Consider the following 17650-nt stretch of genomic DNA (forward strand, 5'->3'; position numbering starts at 1 on the left):
AATTAAAATCCAAATTTAACATTAACTCCGTAATCTCTTGTTGAAGGAATGTTGAAAGATTCAATACCTTGTAAGTTACCTGTACCTGCTCCTGCTTCTGGATCAAAATGTTCTGCTTTGTTTAAGAAGAAGAATAAGTTTCTACCCACTAAAGAGAAGTCAATACTTGTAAAACCTGAATTGTTTAACAAACGTTTTGGTAGTGAATAACCAAAAACAAGCTCTCTTAATCTGATGTTTGTAGCATCATAAATAAATGGCTCTGCAATAGGAGTTCTTTGTCCGATAGCTGTCCAGTATTGTTCAGCATTAATACTTACTGTGTTTGGAGAGTAAGTACCGTTTCCGTTAGAAACAACACCATCAACAATTATTCCGCCTTGTCTTCCTGCTAAAGTAATATCGCTTACCCCTAAACCTGCTTGTCTAGCTTGCGTGTATGAAATAACTTCACCACCAATTCTGAAATCAACTAAGAAGCTTAAAGAGAAATCTTTGTATTTGAAATTATTTTTGAAACCTGCAGTCCAGTCTGGGTTAAAGTTACCAGCACGAACATCAAATCCGTTTGTTGCTAATGGAATACCAGCGCTGCTCACGATAATATTTCCTTCTGGATCTCTTTGGAAACCTTTAATGTATAAGTCACCGTACTCACCACCTTGAACAACTTTACTTCTAACTAAACGTCCTTCACCTAAAACTAACTCATCTCTTCCATCATAAATAGATTTTACTTTAGATTTGTAAGAAGCGTAGTTTGCTGTAATATCCCAAGTAAAGTTTTCTGTTTGAATTGGAGTAGCTGTTAAAGTAAGCTCGATACCTTTATTTTGAATATCACCACCATTTACAACTGCTCTTGAATATCCAGAAGACTCAGGAGTGTTGATGTAGAAAATTTGGTTTTTAGTTAATGAATTAAAATAAGTGAAATCTAATCCTAAACGGTTGTTGAAAAATCTAATATCAGCACCAAACTCTGTAGAAGAAGAAATCTCTGGTTTTAAGTTTGGATTTGCTTTTGTGCTTTGTCCGTATAACATACCACCGTTTCCTCCAATGTAAGAGTATCTTTGTTGTGTTTGATAAGGATCTGTATCGTTACCAACTTCAGCGTAAGAAGCTCTAACTTTTGCAAAACTGATTACTTCTGGCAATGTAAACATATCAGAAATAACTCCTGAAAGACCGAAAGATGGGTAGAAATAATCTGTTGGTAAAGTTGAAGACCAGTCATTTCTAGCTGTTACGTCTAAGAATAAATAGTTTCTGAAACCAAGCTGACCAAATCCGTAAACAGAATTAATTCTTTTGTTTGAAGCTGTAGAAGTAGCCGTAATAGTTTGAACGTTTGATAATGCGAAGAAGTTTCTTTTACTCAACACACCACCAGAACCTAAAGCTGAACTATTTTGTTGCAATGCATTCGCACCAGCGTTAAGTCCAACAGAAAAATCTCCAAATTTCTCATTGTAAGAAAGTAAAGCGTCAACGTTTAATTCGCTAACAGTTTCGTAAGACTCACTGTATGAACCCATGTTGCTGTTAAATGCATTTGTAGCATATCTGTTTCTTACGTTTTTGTTTGTCATTTGGTCTAAACCAGCTCTACCTTGTAAGCTTAAAGTTTTTGTAATCTCATATTTAAGAGACGCTAAACCAATAAATCTGTTTCTTTTGTCTGTACGAGCATCATCTCTTAAAGCAGACCAGAATGGGTTTCCACCTGGAGCTCCAGTTTCGTCAAGGAAATAGTTTACTTGTCTTTGTCCTGCAGCATCAAAATATTCGAAGTTTTTGTAATCGTTATAAGCGATACTACGAGGCAATAAATAAGCAGATGTACCGATAGACTCTTCACCAGTTCTTAATAAGTTATCAATATCTTGAACAATGTAGTTTGTTTTTACATCTAAAGATAATTTATCAGAAATTTTGCTTGTCAATCTTAAGTTAAGATTGTGTCTGTCCATTTTGTTTCCTCCAACAATACCTTCAGCACGTGTGTTAGTGTAAGAGAAATAACCTTGCGCTTTTTCGTTACCTGCTGTAACTGTCAAAGTGTTAGCTAAGTTAAAACCTGTTTTGTAGAAATCAATAACGTTGTTTGGCTGTGGAGAATAGCTTTGTGTAGCTGGTCCAGCATAATTTGGGTTACGAACCAACTGCCAGTTAGAAACTTGGCTTCCGTCTAATCTACCTCCCCAGCTTGAAGAAGAGTTAGCAACATAAGCTCCGTTTGTTCCTTGTCCGTACTCGTTTTGTAAATTCATCAAATTATAAGCTGAAGAAGCCATAAAGTTAGATGATAACGAAACTGAAGTTTTTCCAGCTTTACCAGATTTAGTTGTAATTACGATTACACCATTTGATGCTCTAGATCCGTAAAGAGCTGCTGCAGATGGTCCTTTAAGAACTGTCATCGAAGCAATATCTTCTGGGTTAATGTTAGAAATACCATCTGGCTGTGTAGTTCCTCCTGTATCAATATCAGGATTTGATGTTGTTGTACCGTTACTAATTGGCACACCATCTACTACATAAAGTGGCTGGTTGTTTCCGTTAAGAGATCTATTACCTCTTAAAGTAATTCTAGAAGAAGATCCAACACCATTTGAAGTTGTAGAGAAGTTAAGACCTGCAACTTTACCAGAAAGTGAGTTGGCAACGTTTAATGATCTAGCTTCTGATAATTCGTCTACTGAAACGTTTTGTGCAGAATAAGTAATTGCTTTTTTCTCTCTTTTAATACCAAGAGCAGTAACTACTACTTCTCCTAATTGTTGTGTATCTGCACCTAAAGATACGTTAATAGTAGTTTGCGATCCAACAGCAACTTCTTTTGTAGCAGAACCTACATAAGTAAATACTAAAACTGAAGATTGATTTGGAACACTGATGCTGTATTTACCATCAAAATCTGATGAAGCACTTGTTTTAGTTCCTTTAACAATAATATTTGCTCCAGGAATTGGAATTCCGCTTTGAGCATCTGTTATCGTTCCTTTTACTGTTGTCTGCGCTTCTAGGCTTTGGAACCCAAAAAGGCAAATGACAAACAGTAACTTTAGTACGTTTTTAATCATATTAGTTGTTTTTTTAGAGTTAATAACATGTTAAATTTAAGAATACGTTTTGTTAACAATACATTATTTCGACAAATGACAATTTTGAAAAGGTGTTGGTGAAAGTTTGGCCAAAAAATGAAAGAAAACGTTTTCATTTGTAATCTAAGTCTGCCTTATTTTAAAGGCCAAAACTCTATTAATCTAATAGATTTTGACCTTTTATAATTGTATTCATTTTTTTAAAGCAAAAACGCCGAAAAATCTTCGGCGTTTTTGGGTTTTTAGTTCAAAACCTTGAATTTAGTTTTCAATAAATCGGTCGAATTTCCGCCAACCATAACTTCGAAATCTCCAGGCTCTACAACGCGCTTCATTTCTCTATTCCAGAGAGATAGGTCCTCTGGTGTAAGTGTAAATTCAACATTTTTTGTTTCGCCTTTTTTGATATTTAATCTTTTGAATCCTTTTAACGTTTTTTCAGGTGTCGTTGTGCTGCTGTAAACATCATTAATATACAATTGCACTACTTCATCTCCATCTCTGTCTCCAACGTTTTTAACATCAACAGAAACTTTTACTTCGCCGTTTGGCTTAATTTCAGTAGTATTCAGTTTTAAATTAGAATATTCAAACTTCGTATAACTTAATCCGAAACCGAATGAATATAAAGGATGCTCGCTTTCTGCAACGTATTTATGTATCGCAGATGGCTTTTGGTTATAATATATAGGTAACTGTCCAACAGATTTCGGAACTGTAATTGGCAATCTTCCACCTGGATTGTAATCTCCAAACAATACATCAGCCACTGCTCTTCCTCCTAATTCTCCTGGGAACCAACCTTCTAAAACTGCAGGAATATTTTCAGCAATCCAGTTTGTAGAAAGCGGACGACCATTTAATAACACACAAACTACTGGAGTTCCTGTTTTTTTAATCTCTTCAATTAATTGCTGTTGAATTCCGAATAAATCTAAAGAAGCCACATCTCTGTTTTCTTCAACCAATTCGTTAGATTCTCCTAAAACTACAATCGCAACATCCGCTTTTTTAGCAGCATCAATTGCTGGCTGTAAGTTTACTTTTTCTAAATTCCAACGGAAATGAGCTCTGGCTCCCCAGCCTCCTTCCCACATTTCAATGCGGACTTTGTATTTTTTACCTTTTTCGATGTTTTTTGGAGTCGTCACCATGCTTGTCGCTCCTTTTGTCCAGTTGTCAATAACCAATTGATCGTCGATATACATTCTAATTCCGTCATCAGAACTTAAACCTAACCAACCATCAAGAGCCTGATCAGATTTTAAATATCCTGTCCATCTGATAGAAAAGTCATCTACATTCACACCATCACCAGGAGCCCAAGGCCAGTCAAATTCTAACTGACTGTCGATACGAGTCAATGCTGGAGTGCCTTCCAATTCTCTATTATTGAAATATTCTCCTTTTAATCCGTTTTGAGATTCGTCTGGAGTAAATAAATATTTAGATGGAATAATTTGTCCTTTTACAATTAATGGAACTCCTTCTTCATAAACTACATTAGCTGTTTTTCCAACCAATTCTTTAACTCCTTCGTAAACCGTCATTCCGACACTGTTTTTAGGAGCATAACCTCCCAATCTTGAAGCATTTGCATTTGGTCCGATAACCGCAATGTTTTTCAAGTTTTTACTTAAAGGCAAAGTATTGTTGTCATTTTTCAATAAAACCATAGATTTCTGAGCCGCTTCTAAAGCAACTTTCTGGTTTTCTGGAGTATGAAAACGCTCTTTAATCAGATTTTTATCTGTGTACGGATTTTCAAATAATCCCAATAAGAATTTCAAACGTAAAACTGCTCCCGCTGCACGGTCGATATTTTCTGTTGTCAATTTCTTTTCATTTACTAATTCAATAACAGTACTTTGCCAGAATTCATTTGAAAAATCATAGAATTGCATATCAACACCAGCAGAAACCGCTTCTCTAATAGCATCTTTTGGAGAATCAGCAACCTTGTGAGTTGTTTGAATATATTTAATCGCTCCTAAATCGGAAACAACAAGTCCTTTAAAACCCCATTCTTTTCTTAAAACATCTGTCAATAACCAATGATTAGCTGCACAAGGAATTCCGTCCAACTCAGAATAAGCGCACATAGTTCCTAAAGCTCCGCCTTTTCTGAATGCTTTTTCGAAAGATGGCAAATGATCTTCTCTTGCAGAACGTTCTCCAACCAAAATTGGCGAAGAATTTCCTCCCGCTTGTGGAATACCGTGAACCGCGAAGTGTTTTGGTTCTGCAATTATAGAACGATCCGATTTTAAATCGTCTCCCTGCAATCCTTTGATAAAAGCCAAACCAATTTCGCTATTCAAAAAAGCGTCTTCACCAAAAGTTTCGGCAACACGTCCCCATCTTGGCTCGCGTCCTAAATCTAAATTTGGTCCAAAACCAAAATGAACACCATGTGCTCTGGCTTCCATACCAATAACTTTACCCACTTTGTCCATAGTCGCAATATCCCAAGTTGCACCAAGACCAATATTCATTGGGAAAGCCGTACTTCCTTCGTCTAAATATCCGTGAAGCATTTCACACATAATTAACGCTGGAATTCCCCAACGGTTTCCTTTGATTACGTTCGTTTGCAAATCATTGATCATTTTCGCTGAACGCGGATATAAATCATGAATTGCTCCAATTCCTAATTTTCCAATTTTTTCTGCCGATTTAGATTTCGCAAAATCTTCTTTATCTTTAAAAAAATCTCCTCTGTACATATCCATCTGACGCACTTTTTCTTCAAGCGTCATACGGCTTAGCAAATCTTGAACCCTTTCTTCTACAGGTAATTTGGCATCCTGATACGGATACTTTTTCTGAGCATGGGTTTGGTTAAAAAAACCAACAGCCATTACAAAAATAATGGCCGTTTTTCTCATTCTTAATTGTAACATAGTTGTGTGTGTTTAGTTTTGAATCACTTTAAGTTTAGTTCCATTCACAAAATCATCATGTGAAATAAAAAAAGTATTAAGTGATTTTCCGTTTAGCTCAATCGAATTGATTTTTCCATCATTATTGATTTGTCTTTCGATTACAATGCTTTCTTTTTTATAATATCTTGGATCTAATTTTATCGTCACTCTATGAAACATTGGCGCTGTAATAGTGTAAATTGGATCTCCCGGTGATATTGGATAAATTCCCATCATAGAATACACTAACCAAGCCGACATTGTTCCTGTATCGTCATTTCCTGGCAAACCTTTTGGTTCATTTTTGAAATATTCGCGAACCAATTTTTTTACCATTTCCTGAGCTTTGTACTCTTCGCCTTTTACATAATTGAATAAATACGGATTGGCAATATCTGGCTCGTTTGCCATATCAAACTGTTTGCTATCGAAGATTTTCTGCAATTGTGCCGAAAATGGTATATCACCTCCCATTAATTTTTTCAATCCGATAATATCGTGCGGAACCATAAAAGCATACTGCCAAGCATTTCCTTCGATAAAACCAACATTTTCTTCAAAATTAGCTCCAGAAGAAGGATCAAATGGCTCGTACCATTTTCCGTCTGGCGTTCTTGGACGAAGCAGATTTAAATTTTTATCGAATAATTTTCTGTAGGATAATGAACGTTCTTTAAAACGTTTTACATTGTCTTTATCCCCAAATTCATTGGCCATAAGTGAAATAGAATAATCTGAAATATTATATTCCTGAGTTGTAGAAACTGGGCCTTTGTTATCGGTTGTCAAATATCCTTTTTTGATATAATCTTTCAATCCAGGACGAAGCGGATTATTTTCAACATTATCTGCGCCTTTCAACATTGCATAATAGGCTTTATTAACATCATAATCACGAATTCCTCTCATATAAGTATCTGTAATTACTATACTTGCAGGATCTCCAACCATGGTAAAAGTTTCAGTCGAATTCAGCTCCCATTTTGGTAACCAGCCATTTTCATCGAACATATCCAACATACTTTTTACCATATCCGATTGCTGTTTTGGATAAACCAAAGACATTAACGGATGGACATTTCTATACGTGTCCCACAAAGAAAATACGGTATAACGAGTATCTTTGGTTTTAGCAATTTTAGTTCTTTTGATTACTGGATATTCTCCGTTAATATCATTTAAAATATTTGGGTGAATTAATGTATGGTATAAAGCCGTGTAGAAAATCGTATTATCCTCTTTTGAACCGCCTTCAACCAAAATTTTAGAAAGTTCTTCGTTCCATTCGTTATAGGTTTCTTTGTAAATTGCGTCAAAAGTTCTGTTACCTACTTCTTTTGCTAAGTTTTCACGGGCATTTTCGATACTTACGTACGAAATTCCGATCTTCACTTCAACCGTTTCTTGTTTATCGAATTTATAGGTAAAATAACTTCCAATACTATCCCCTACAACAGTTTTGATTGTATTATCCATCATTCTGGTCTTTCCGTTGTAGCCCATCCATTGTGCTTCGACACCGTTGTATTTCGCAGGTTTTTTCCAAACTCCGAATTTATTGGCAGGTTTAGAAAATTGAGCCACAAAATAAACTGGGTAAGCATCTTCAGGACTGTTGTAACAAAATGAACCAACTGTACGCATTCCTTCAATTTCTGTAGAAGAAACGACTTTTATCATTGCACCTTCTTCATTCGTTAATCCTAAACCAAGATTTAATAAAACATTGGACTGCCCTTTCGGGAAAGTGAATCTGCTAATTCCAACTCGTTTTGAAGCGGTGAATTCTCCTTTTACTTTGTACTTATCGATGTTTACGCTATAATACGCAGCTTTTGCAACTTCATTAGAATAAGTGGAACCGTATTTTAAATGATCGATTTCTACATTTCCAGTGGTTGGCATCACTAAAATAACGCCCAATTCTGGACAGCCTACTCCGCTTAAATTCACCTGACTAAATCCTGTCAAGAAATTATTCTCATTCACATACGGATTAGAAAGCCACTGACTGTCTTTTTCCATTGGAGTATTTTTTACTCCCGCCACATTAAACGGACTTATACTCGCCATTCCGCGTGGGGCAATTGGTCCTGGAAAAGCTGCTCCATAATTAGAAGTTCCAATAAACGGATTTACAAAATCTGCTGGCTCTTGTGCAAAAATGGTAATGCTAAAAAACAGCATGTAAAAAATACATGCTGTTTTAAATTTATTTGTATTTAAAACCATAGGTTTCATTTTTATCTGTTGATCGCTTCAATTTTTAAAGTCCAAGCTTCTTTTGCAGGAAGATTGTTTCTTAAGCTTTCCGGAATTACTACTTTAAATCCGTTTCCTTCTTTGGTCCATTTTAAAGAAGTTTTAGAACCTAACATTGTAATTTTTGTTCCTTTTTTAGGGCTGATTGATTTTACTGTAACTTCAGCAGGAATTTTATCTTCACCTGTTTTTGCTAAATAAAATGCAAATACATTTCCTGCTTTATTTTGTGTAAAACAAATGTTTTCTTCTTTATAAGGTTCAATCGGTTTTGTGTTATAAATCGCTGTGCTGTTTACTTTCATCCAATCTCCATAAGCTTGCAATAAATCGTAAGCACCTTTATCCCATTCTCCTTCTGGACTTGGAGCAACGTTTAATAATAAGTTTCCACCTTTAGCTACAATATCAATTAACATGTGAATACCTTCTCTTCCAGTCATGTATTTTGCATCTGGAGTATAAGACCATCCACCTCCAGCTGGAATACAAGATTCCCAAGGATAAGGTAAAGTTTTAGCAGGAACACGTCCTTCTGGAGTTAAGTAGTTTTGGTTTTTACCGTGAACCGCTCTATCAACTACAATTAAACCTGGTTGTTTTTGACGTGCTTTAATCACTAATTCATCCATTTTCGGATCTTGATCTACTACTCTGTGCTTAATAAAACCGTTTTTAGATTCGTTTTCAGTAAATTTTTCGTCGTAGTTTTCTTTGATATTAACCTGGTCTCTTTTTCTAACCCATCCACCATCTAACCATAAAATATCAACTTTACCGTAGTTCGTTAAGATTTCTAAGATTTGATTGTGAGTGAAATCAACATATTTCTGCCATTTTTCAGGGTATAAAGACGGATCGTAGTTTACGTTTCTGTCGAATGGAGGAAAATACGGATCCCAGTAGTTTTCGTTATGCCAGTCTGGTTTAGAGAAATAAGCTCCAGTTGAAATACCTTCTCCTCTAAAAGAGTTGAAGATTTCTTTTAAAACGTCTGCTTTAGGGTTTGTATGAAAAGGAACATCTTTACTTGTAATCTTGTAATCAGAATATTTAGTGTCATACATATTGAAACCGTCATGGTGTTTTGTAGTGAAAACCATGTATTTCATTCCCGCATATTTAGCTGCTTTAGCCCATTTTGCAGGATCAAATTTCACAGGATTAAAAGTCTTTCTTAATCCTTCGTAATCTTTAATATAATCATTATAATTAGATGGATTGCTTCCTTTTTTACGTTCACACCATCCGTAATCTTCAGGGCAGATAGACCAAGACTCTACAATTCCCCATTGGCTGTAAGTTCCCCAGTGCATAAGCAGACCAAATTTTTTGCCTTGCCATTCATCTAAGTTCTTTAAAACTAATGGATCTGTTTCTGGTACGTATCTTTCATCTTCGTAAATGGCCTGAGAGAACATTTGTACTGAAAATAAAAGGGCGATCATGAATATTCCTTTTTTCATCTTTACTCTAATTTATAATTTATTATTCTTTGTTTTTAGTTTAGTTTGTCCAGTATCGGCTGATCTGTAAAAGTTAATTCTTTTGGAGTGTTTTCGTTAAGTTGTTCCAATACAACAAACTTATTCTCACCTTTGTTCAACCAACAGCCTGGTACATAAAGCGTTTGTTGTGGTCCCACTTTCCAGTAGCGACCAAGATTGTGTCCGTTAACAAATACAATTCCTTTTCCCCAATTGGTCATATCTAGAAAAGTATCGGCTGGCTTATCAATGTTTACTGTAGCTTCATGTAAAACAGGGCGTCCAGATTTTACTGTTTCAGTTTTAAGAACTGGAATTTCACTCATCGGCATTTTATACATTTCCCATCCACCGCTAATTTCATATTCATTAATGATTACTGGAGAAATAATTCCTTTCGTATTGTGTACTATTTCGGCTCCGTAATTAATACGTCCCATATTTTCAACCAAAATTTCCAAAATACCGTTAAAAGGAATAGAAACTTCCAACTCGTAATTTTTGAAAACTCTATTCAATTCTCCAACTTTTACTCCATTTACATAAACGGTAGCAAAGTCTCTTAATCCTTCAATTTTCAATTTTCCAGAAGAAATTGGCTGTGTAAATCGTTTACGATATAAAACATATCCATGCCCCTGACCTAACTTTTCAAATGTTAAAGGCTGATCATTTATAACTGCTTTTTCTCTTTTGATCCAACTCAAAACATCCATACTCGATTTGATAGGCTGATTAGGATATTTTGTAACTGGAATTTTCTCTGGAATCGGTGCTAATTTCGTTTTAGAATATTTTTGCATTACTTCACGAATAGCCATAAATTTTGGTGTTGCCCAACCTGCTTCGCTAATAGGCGCATCATAATCATAACTTGTAATATCCGGCTGAATATCACTTTCTTCATTATAATTTGCTCCAGAAGTAAATCCGAAATTAGTACCACCGTGTACCATATAATAATTAAAAGAAACACCTGCATCAAGATACTTTTTAGTCTGGCTTGCAATCTCCTCAGATCCAATTTTAATAAATGGTTCTGCCCAATGATCCAACCAACCAGAATAAAACTCTGCCACCATGTAAGGTCCTTGTCCTTTATGGAATTTATCAACCTGCTTCTTTAAGTTTTCTATATTTGATTCTCCATTTGCGGTTGGTAAAACACCTTCAACAGCACCTCCTTCAAACAGCCAAGTACCATCAGAAGTAAAAAATGGCTCTGGAAACCCAGTTTCTTTAAGCATATTATAAATGGCTGTTTTATATGCTTTATGATCTTCAGCACTTATATCGGTTCTTTGAGAAACATAAGAACCAAATTCATTTTCAGCCTGAACCATAATAATAGGCCCTCCCTGATTTGCAAAATTTCCTTTTACCACTGCATACAATTGTTGAAGATACGTTTTGCAAGCGTCCAAAAATGCTTTGTTATTGGTACGAATTACCAAATCTTTATTATTTTGCAACCACCAAGGATACCCTCCAAATTCCCATTCTCCACATGCATAAGGTCCTGGTCTAAGAATTACATATAATCCTTCACTTTTAGCAATACGTAAAAATTCTGCTAAATCTTTATTTCCCGTTTTAAAATCCCATACGCCCGGTTCAACTTCATGATAATTCCAAAACACATAAGTTGCTACGGTATTCAATCCCATAGCTTTAAGCATTTGCAGTCTATGTCTCCAGTATTCTTTAGGAATACGCTCATAGTGCATTTCTCCCGAATGTATTTTTATAATTTTCCCATCTTTTTGAAATTCTCCATTAGATATAGAAAATCCTTTTGTTTGAGCGTTTGTAAAAAACGGCATCAAACAAATCAATAATACTCCGAGTTTAAATAATATCTTATTCATTTTTTTTCAGATTATTCATTTATGACTTTAAAGCTTTGTCAAAGTTTGAAACTTTGACAAAGCTGTCACAAGCATTTCACTTTAAGCTATGTGTTAGAAACTAGTTTCTTTCTAAAATCTTTTACCAAGTTTCAAAAGAAAAAAATCTATGTTTCTATGTGTTTAAAAAAAATTAATTCACCAAAATCTCATCCACAAACAACCATGAACTTTCTCCTTTCGGACTTTTCTTTAAGTTGCCTCCAATTACTTTCACAAAACGTGCATTTTGCTTTTGGAAATTAATTTTGAAATCTTTCAATTCCGGAACTGGATTTGCTGCATACGGACGCATGACTTTTCCAACTTGCGTGTATTTAATTCCATCATTAGAAATTAAAACTTTAACCTGAATTGGGAAATTAACTCCTGCGCCTTGACTTTCTAAAGTTCCAACAATTACTTGCTCGATACTTTCTACTTTTCCAAGATCAATTACCAATTCCATATCATTAACCAACCAAGCCTGCCATTGACCGTCATGGAAATTTTTACTTCCTCTGATTGAATTAACCATTGTATTGGCATCACCTTTATAATTGTCATTAAATGGAGTTAAATATTTTACTTTTTGAGCAAATGCTTTATGGAAAACTATAGTATCTGTGAATGTTTTTCCTACTGGTTTTTCATCCTGAAATAAAGAAGCTTTTAAAACTGTCGTTTCTTTGATTTCAATTGGAGAAGTATATTTTATTGCGTGATGATCAATGTTTTGATTTCCTAAAACATATCTAATATCTGGATTTGGAAACTCATTTTTCAACTCTACTTTGATTTGTTTATTTCCTAAATCAGCTGTTGAAGAAGCCGTTACCAAATAAGCGCTTTTCGCATAATTTAATCCCTGATAATCGTAACGTTTAAACATTGAAAACAATCTCGATGTAAAATCGTTCCAGTTACGCTTTTCTTTCGGACTCCATAATGTTTCTGATAAAGCCGCTAATCTTGGGAAAATCATATATTCAGAGTCTTTTGGCCCTGAGATATGTTCTGCCCATAAATTGGCTTGACCACCTAATATATGTGAAGCATCTTCAGGTGTCATTCCTTGCACAACAGGATCAAACTGATATACTTTATTCAACGGATTATAAGCATCAAAAGCCAAAGGCTCTTCATTTTGAGGACCTTGATAGAAATTGAAATAACATGGAGATTCTGGTGACATAATTACATCGTGACCTTGTTTAGCCGCTTCTGCACCGATTTTTTCTCCTCTCCAGCACATAATTGTAGCACTTGGATTAAGTCCGCCTTCCAGTACTTCATCCCAGCCGATTAGTTTTTTACCTTTAGAATTAACGTATTTTTCAATGCGTTTTACGAAATAACTTTGTAATTGTTCTACACTTTTTAAGTGCTCGTCTTTGATTCTTTTTTGGCAATAAGGACATTTTGCCCAATTGGTTTTAGTCGCTTCATCGCCTCCAATATGAACATATTTAGAAGGGAAAATGGCCATTACTTCGTCTAAAACATTTTGTAAAAACTCAAACGTAGTTTCTTTTCCTGCACAGTAAATATCTGTCAAAGGCCAAACTCCTCCCGAAGGAACTCCAATTCGCTGATTGAAACAAGCCAATTCTGGATAAGAAGCAATGGCGCTGCTTACGTGAGCCGGCATTTCGATTTCAGGAATTACTTCAATTCCTTTTGTTGCAGCATATTTTACAATTTCTTTTAATTCTTCTTGCGTGAAAAATCCGCCGTAAGTTCCTTTTTCGTCAGGATTTGTAGTTAGTCTGGCATTCCAGCTTCTATTTTCCTGATCTACTCTCCATGCACCAACTTCCGTTAATTTTGGATATTTTTTGATTTCGATTCTCCATCCTTGATCATCAACTAAATGCATGTGTAAAACATTCATTTTATGCGCTGCCAAACGATCAATCGTAGTTAAAACATAATTTTTATCGAAGAAATGACGAGAAAAGTCCAACATTAAACCTCTCCATTTAAAACGAGGTTCATCATTAATAGTCAGACTTGGAATTTCCCATTTTGCAGAAGTAATCGCAAACTGGCTTTCAATTGCCTCTGGAAGTAATTGTCTGATGCTTTCTAAAGCGTATAGAAACCCATTATTTCCTTTCGCAGAGATAGTAATATTGGTTGGATTTACATCTAAAACGTAAGCTTCATTCTTTAAATTCGGATCTGTTTTTAATAAAACATAATTGCTCGCAGGAGCTTTTGTGGTCACTTCTGGTTTCCATCCTGCAGCAGTTCCAAATTTAGAAGCCAAAGCATTTGCAGCATCTTTTTGGAAATCACCGTTAACGACAAACTTTGTATCTTTTGTAAATTCAAAAACACCTGTTTTAATCAGAGTTTGAGTCGGTTTCGGAATGATACGAATATCACTTTCCGTGTAAATTTTCTGAGCATTAGCTGAGAAAACTAAAGTGATTAGGGTTAATAGGAATAATAATTTTTTCATTCTTTGTTTTTTGGTTTCTCTAAAAACTATTTATTAAGAGCTTTTAAAGATTTAGTTTTTTAGGTTTAGTTTGTCATTTCGACTGAAAGGAGAAATCTCTGCAAGTAGCTCTACAAAGATTGGCTTTTCGTTACGGAGTTACTCACGAAGATTTCTCCTTCGTCGAAATGACAAAGCTGTGTCGAAAAAACTTTGTCAAAGTTTGAAACTTTGACAAAGTTCTAAAAGTAATAATTACTTATCCCAAGACATTTTAAATTTCGCGTCTTCCATTCTGTGGCCTTTTGTATAATCAGAAACAGCGTAATTAAATCCTGATCTTAGACTGTAACCTGCATATTCGCCGTTTTTATTTAAAGCAATAAAACCAACCTGCAGATACTCCATGTCTTTATGGTTTTTGTGTTTGTTGTAAATACGTTCTGTGATTTCTTTACAAGCATCGTAGGGAGATTTTCCCTGACGCATTAATTCAACAACCATTGCACTTCCGGCAGTTCTAATAACCGCTTCGCCCAAACCTGTTGCTGCTGCTGCGCCCACTTCGTTATCCAAGAAAAGACCTGCGCCGATTATTGGGGAGTCACCGACGCGTCCGTGCATTTTCCAAGCTGCACCGCTCGTGGTACATCCGCCAGAAAGGTTGCCATCTTGGTCTAACATTAGCATGCTTATGGTATCGTGATTTTCTATATTAATAACTGGTTTGTATTTAGAATCTTCCAGCCATTTTTTCCAATCTTTTTCAGATTCTGGAGTCAATAAATTTTCTTCTTTAAAACCTTCAGACAAAGCAAACTGCAATGCTCCTTGCCCTGCTAACATAACGTGAGGCGTATTTTGTAACACTCTTTTTGCAACAGAAATTGGGTGTTTGATTCCTTGCAAGAAACAAACTGACCCGCAATTGCTGTTGTGATCCATAATACAGGCATCAAGAGTTACCTTCCCTTCACGATCCGGATATCCTCCATAACCAACACTGCGAACAGTCGGATCTGCTTCAGGTATTTTCATTCCGGCTTCGATAGCATCTAATGCCGATTTTCCTTCTTTTAAGTTTTTCCAAGATTCTTTATTCGCAGGCAAACCGTGATTCCATGTCGAAATAATAATTGGTTTTGTCTGTTTTTTTTCTTTTGATTCGACAGCTTTTTCTTCATTTTCAGAAGTAGCCGCAAATCCACTTACGCCCAAAACAGAACTTATAGCTAAAGTGCCTAAGGTTGTTTTCTTAATAAAATCTCTTCTATTTGACATGTCTTTTGGTTTTAATTCAACTTTCAGAAACAAAATGTTCTTAATGTTGCTAAATTAATCAGTAATAATTTTTAATCCCAGTAAAATCTACTACAAAGCCGATTTTACCTCTCTAATTGTTTTTAAATTACTATCTGATAAGGCGTTTCCGTCAAAAAATGAAACTCCTGTTGCACCATTTTTCTTAGCCTGAAGAATCGCTTCTTTTAATTCTGCATCCGATTTCAATCCTGGAATATAAATTCCTGTATTCACTTTAGTCGGTTTTCCTTCCAAATCGGCCACACCTTGTTTGGTTGCGTAACCAACCCAGTCAATTTCTTCATCATAAAAACTATGATAAATCATTGGATATACTTCGTCAATATTCCATTTATCCCAACGCTGACGTACCATATGGTCTGCCATTTCTGGATAAGGAAATACTGCTGCCGTTAATTTTTTATTGTGTTTATGAGCAATTTTATACGCATCGTCCACCACTGCTTTTACAGCATTTAATCTGAAGTTTTTCCACTCCATATCAATTGAAGTATTGTGGCTTTGTTTTGGATTTTTATGATGCTCTTTTTCGAATTTGCTTACACAAGCATCACAATAACAGAAATCAAATTGTGGCAATTCTACATCCTGAACCAAGTTGTATTTTGGCAATAAACTGATTGGCAGGAAAATATCTGGGAAACGAATGTAATCTAAATGTACGCTTTCGATTCCTTCCACTTTTGCTAAACCTTCAACTAAACCTAAAACGTGGTTTCTAGATTCTTCTTTAGTTGGACAAAGCCATTGGTAATAATCTACGTAAGGACGGTTGTCAAAACAAGATTTTCCTTCTTTACTCACCTGATACCAATCCGGATGCTGCAAAGCGATTGAATCATTTGGACGATTCATTGCCATAATCCAAGCGTGAACTTTTAGACCTTCTTTTGTGGCAAGCGGTACTAATCTTGCTAATAGTTTTGGGTCGGTTTGAGTGTTAATTAAAACTTCATCAATTCCGCCATCTTTGTATTTTTTGAATTCTTTCGAATAATCTGCATCCGATTTTTTCGCGTCAGCAGTCGTCCAAACTCCAAAAGTGAATTTTCCGTTTTCTTCTGCTTTAGTTTCTTTTTGTCCGCAAGAGAATAAACTCAGCGAAAGCGCTAATACTAAAACTTTTGATAGTTTTTGTAATTTACTCGTTCGTAATAATTTTACCATCTTCTTTTATTATTAAGGTTTTGTTTGAAAAAGGACTTTTTACTGAAATATTAAATCCTGTTAAATGATTCTCTAATATCGGTTTTAAAGTCTTTCCATCAACAACTATATTTTTTGAACTGATACTTTGCATTGATTTTGCCCAAGATTTATTCTTATCGAAATATCTTTTCTGAGCTCTAAATAAAGTATACAATTCCCATTTTACTTTTTCGTCCTGCGAAATTGTGAATGTATCCTCGCTTTCTTTTGAGGAAAAATATACATAAGCCCATTTTTCGGGCTCATGCATATTGATGACTCCCATAGGCGACCAAACCCAATTGTATTCCGGGAGAAACTTTCCTTCTGAATCTTTTTTACGTTCGTATTTTCCATCCACAACAGAATGCTGCCAGTTTACGCGAGAGAAATTGACTCTCCAAAACTTGTCTTTTGGAACAATATTATCGAAATACGATGTTTTATAAACCGACCACGGAATTGCAATTTCTAATGTCCAGCCTTTATCTGTATCTGAAGCATTATTTAATGTTCCGTCAACTTTTACAGCCGATTTTAATCCGTCGATATTCCAGTCGTTTAAAACGGTGTTTTTTTCTCGGTACGGTTTATTGATGAATAAATCCCAAGCTGTATTCAGCGCATTAATTTCTAATTCATAATAATTGTGAGTATCATTATCTGGATCAATAAAAACCTCAAAATCATTATTGTAGAAAATAATAGTGTCACGCTGTTTTAGATTTGCCCAAACATGAGGCTCTTCCATTTTTGCCAGGATATAGTAGTATTTATCGTCCCAAAGCATCTTAACCTGAGTTTTGTATTTTGGAGTTTCAACGCCTTCTATGTCGACAAAAGGTGTTGTCCACGATGCTTTTTCCCAAGCTTTGTCTGCTCCGTCTCCGTCAATAACAATTTCGCTTGACGTTTTATAGGCAATATAACTTTTCGGCGTAACCGGTTTTTCAGATTGCGCATAACTCATCAATCCAACAAAAAAAACGGCAAGGGACAATAAATTACTTCTACTATGCATCTT

At 35.3% G+C, this 17650-nt stretch carries 9 protein-coding genes; all 9 read right to left on the bottom strand.

The genetic code is table 11. From position 1 onward, the window contains the following. Positions 1–2 precede the first annotated feature (2 nt). Entirely contained in the window at positions 3–3089 is a 3087-nt protein-coding gene (locus HNP35_RS11040) for a SusC/RagA family TonB-linked outer membrane protein (RefSeq protein ID WP_184161507.1), read from the bottom strand. A 263-nt stretch (positions 3090–3352) separates the two neighbouring features. Then, on the bottom strand, positions 3353–6013 hold the full coding sequence (locus tag HNP35_RS11045) for a glycoside hydrolase family 3 protein (protein ID WP_184161520.1): 2661 nt from the start codon (positions 6011–6013) through the stop codon (positions 3353–3355). A 12-nt stretch (positions 6014–6025) separates the two neighbouring features. Further along, positions 6026–8266 carry a GH92 family glycosyl hydrolase gene (locus tag HNP35_RS11050; RefSeq protein ID WP_184161522.1) on the bottom strand — a complete coding sequence of 747 codons (2241 nt, stop codon included), beginning with the start codon at positions 8264–8266 and terminating at the stop codon, positions 6026–6028. Between the two features lie 11 nt (positions 8267–8277). Beyond that, a complete protein-coding gene (locus HNP35_RS11055; RefSeq protein ID WP_184161525.1) occupies positions 8278–9762 on the bottom strand; it encodes an alpha-L-fucosidase in 1485 nt (494 codons plus the stop codon). Positions 9763–9797: 35 nt separating this feature from the next. After that, positions 9798–11651, bottom strand: a complete 1854-nt coding sequence (locus tag HNP35_RS11060; protein WP_184161528.1) for a glycoside hydrolase family 35 protein — start codon at positions 11649–11651, stop codon at positions 9798–9800. A 172-nt stretch (positions 11652–11823) separates the two neighbouring features. Next, a complete protein-coding gene (locus tag HNP35_RS11065) occupies positions 11824–14136 on the bottom strand; it encodes a glycoside hydrolase family 20 protein (protein ID WP_184161531.1) in 2313 nt (770 codons plus the stop codon). Between the two features lie 234 nt (positions 14137–14370). Then, positions 14371–15396: an isoaspartyl peptidase/L-asparaginase family protein gene (locus HNP35_RS11070; RefSeq protein WP_184161534.1), complete on the bottom strand. Its 1026-nt coding sequence runs from the start codon at positions 15394–15396 to the stop codon at positions 14371–14373. Positions 15397–15486: 90 nt separating this feature from the next. Then, positions 15487–16605, bottom strand: a complete 1119-nt coding sequence (locus HNP35_RS11075; protein WP_184161537.1) for a putative glycoside hydrolase — start codon at positions 16603–16605, stop codon at positions 15487–15489. Continuing rightward, positions 16580–17647, bottom strand: coding sequence for a carbohydrate-binding family 9-like protein (locus HNP35_RS11080; RefSeq protein ID WP_184161540.1), 1068 nt, complete (start codon positions 17645–17647; stop codon positions 16580–16582). Before HNP35_RS11080 ends, HNP35_RS11075 begins: the two co-directional genes overlap by 26 nt. Positions 17648–17650 lie beyond the last annotated feature (3 nt).

It is taken from the genome of Flavobacterium notoginsengisoli (assembly GCF_014207905.1).
Taxonomy (GTDB): Bacteria; Bacteroidota; Bacteroidia; order Flavobacteriales; family Flavobacteriaceae; genus Flavobacterium; species Flavobacterium notoginsengisoli_A.

Bases quoted from the DNA above. Each gene is read 5' to 3' on its own strand.
- HNP35_RS11075 (WP_184161537.1), bottom strand. From the start codon at position 16,605: ATGGTAAAATTATTACGAACGAGTAAATTACAAAAACTATCAAAAGTT.
- HNP35_RS11055 (WP_184161525.1), bottom strand. From the start codon at position 9,762: ATGAAAAAAGGAATATTCATGATCGCCCTTTTATTTTCAGTACAAATG.
- HNP35_RS11060 (WP_184161528.1), bottom strand. From the start codon at position 11,651: ATGAATAAGATATTATTTAAACTCGGAGTATTATTGATTTGTTTGATG.
- HNP35_RS11045 (WP_184161520.1), bottom strand. From the start codon at position 6,013: ATGTTACAATTAAGAATGAGAAAAACGGCCATTATTTTTGTAATGGCT.
- HNP35_RS11065 (WP_184161531.1), bottom strand. From the start codon at position 14,136: ATGAAAAAATTATTATTCCTATTAACCCTAATCACTTTAGTTTTCTCA.
- HNP35_RS11040 (WP_184161507.1), bottom strand. From the start codon at position 3,089: ATGATTAAAAACGTACTAAAGTTACTGTTTGTCATTTGCCTTTTTGGG.
- HNP35_RS11080 (WP_184161540.1), bottom strand. From the start codon at position 17,647: ATGCATAGTAGAAGTAATTTATTGTCCCTTGCCGTTTTTTTTGTTGGA.
- HNP35_RS11070 (WP_184161534.1), bottom strand. From the start codon at position 15,396: ATGTCAAATAGAAGAGATTTTATTAAGAAAACAACCTTAGGCACTTTA.
- HNP35_RS11050 (WP_184161522.1), bottom strand. From the start codon at position 8,266: ATGGTTTTAAATACAAATAAATTTAAAACAGCATGTATTTTTTACATG.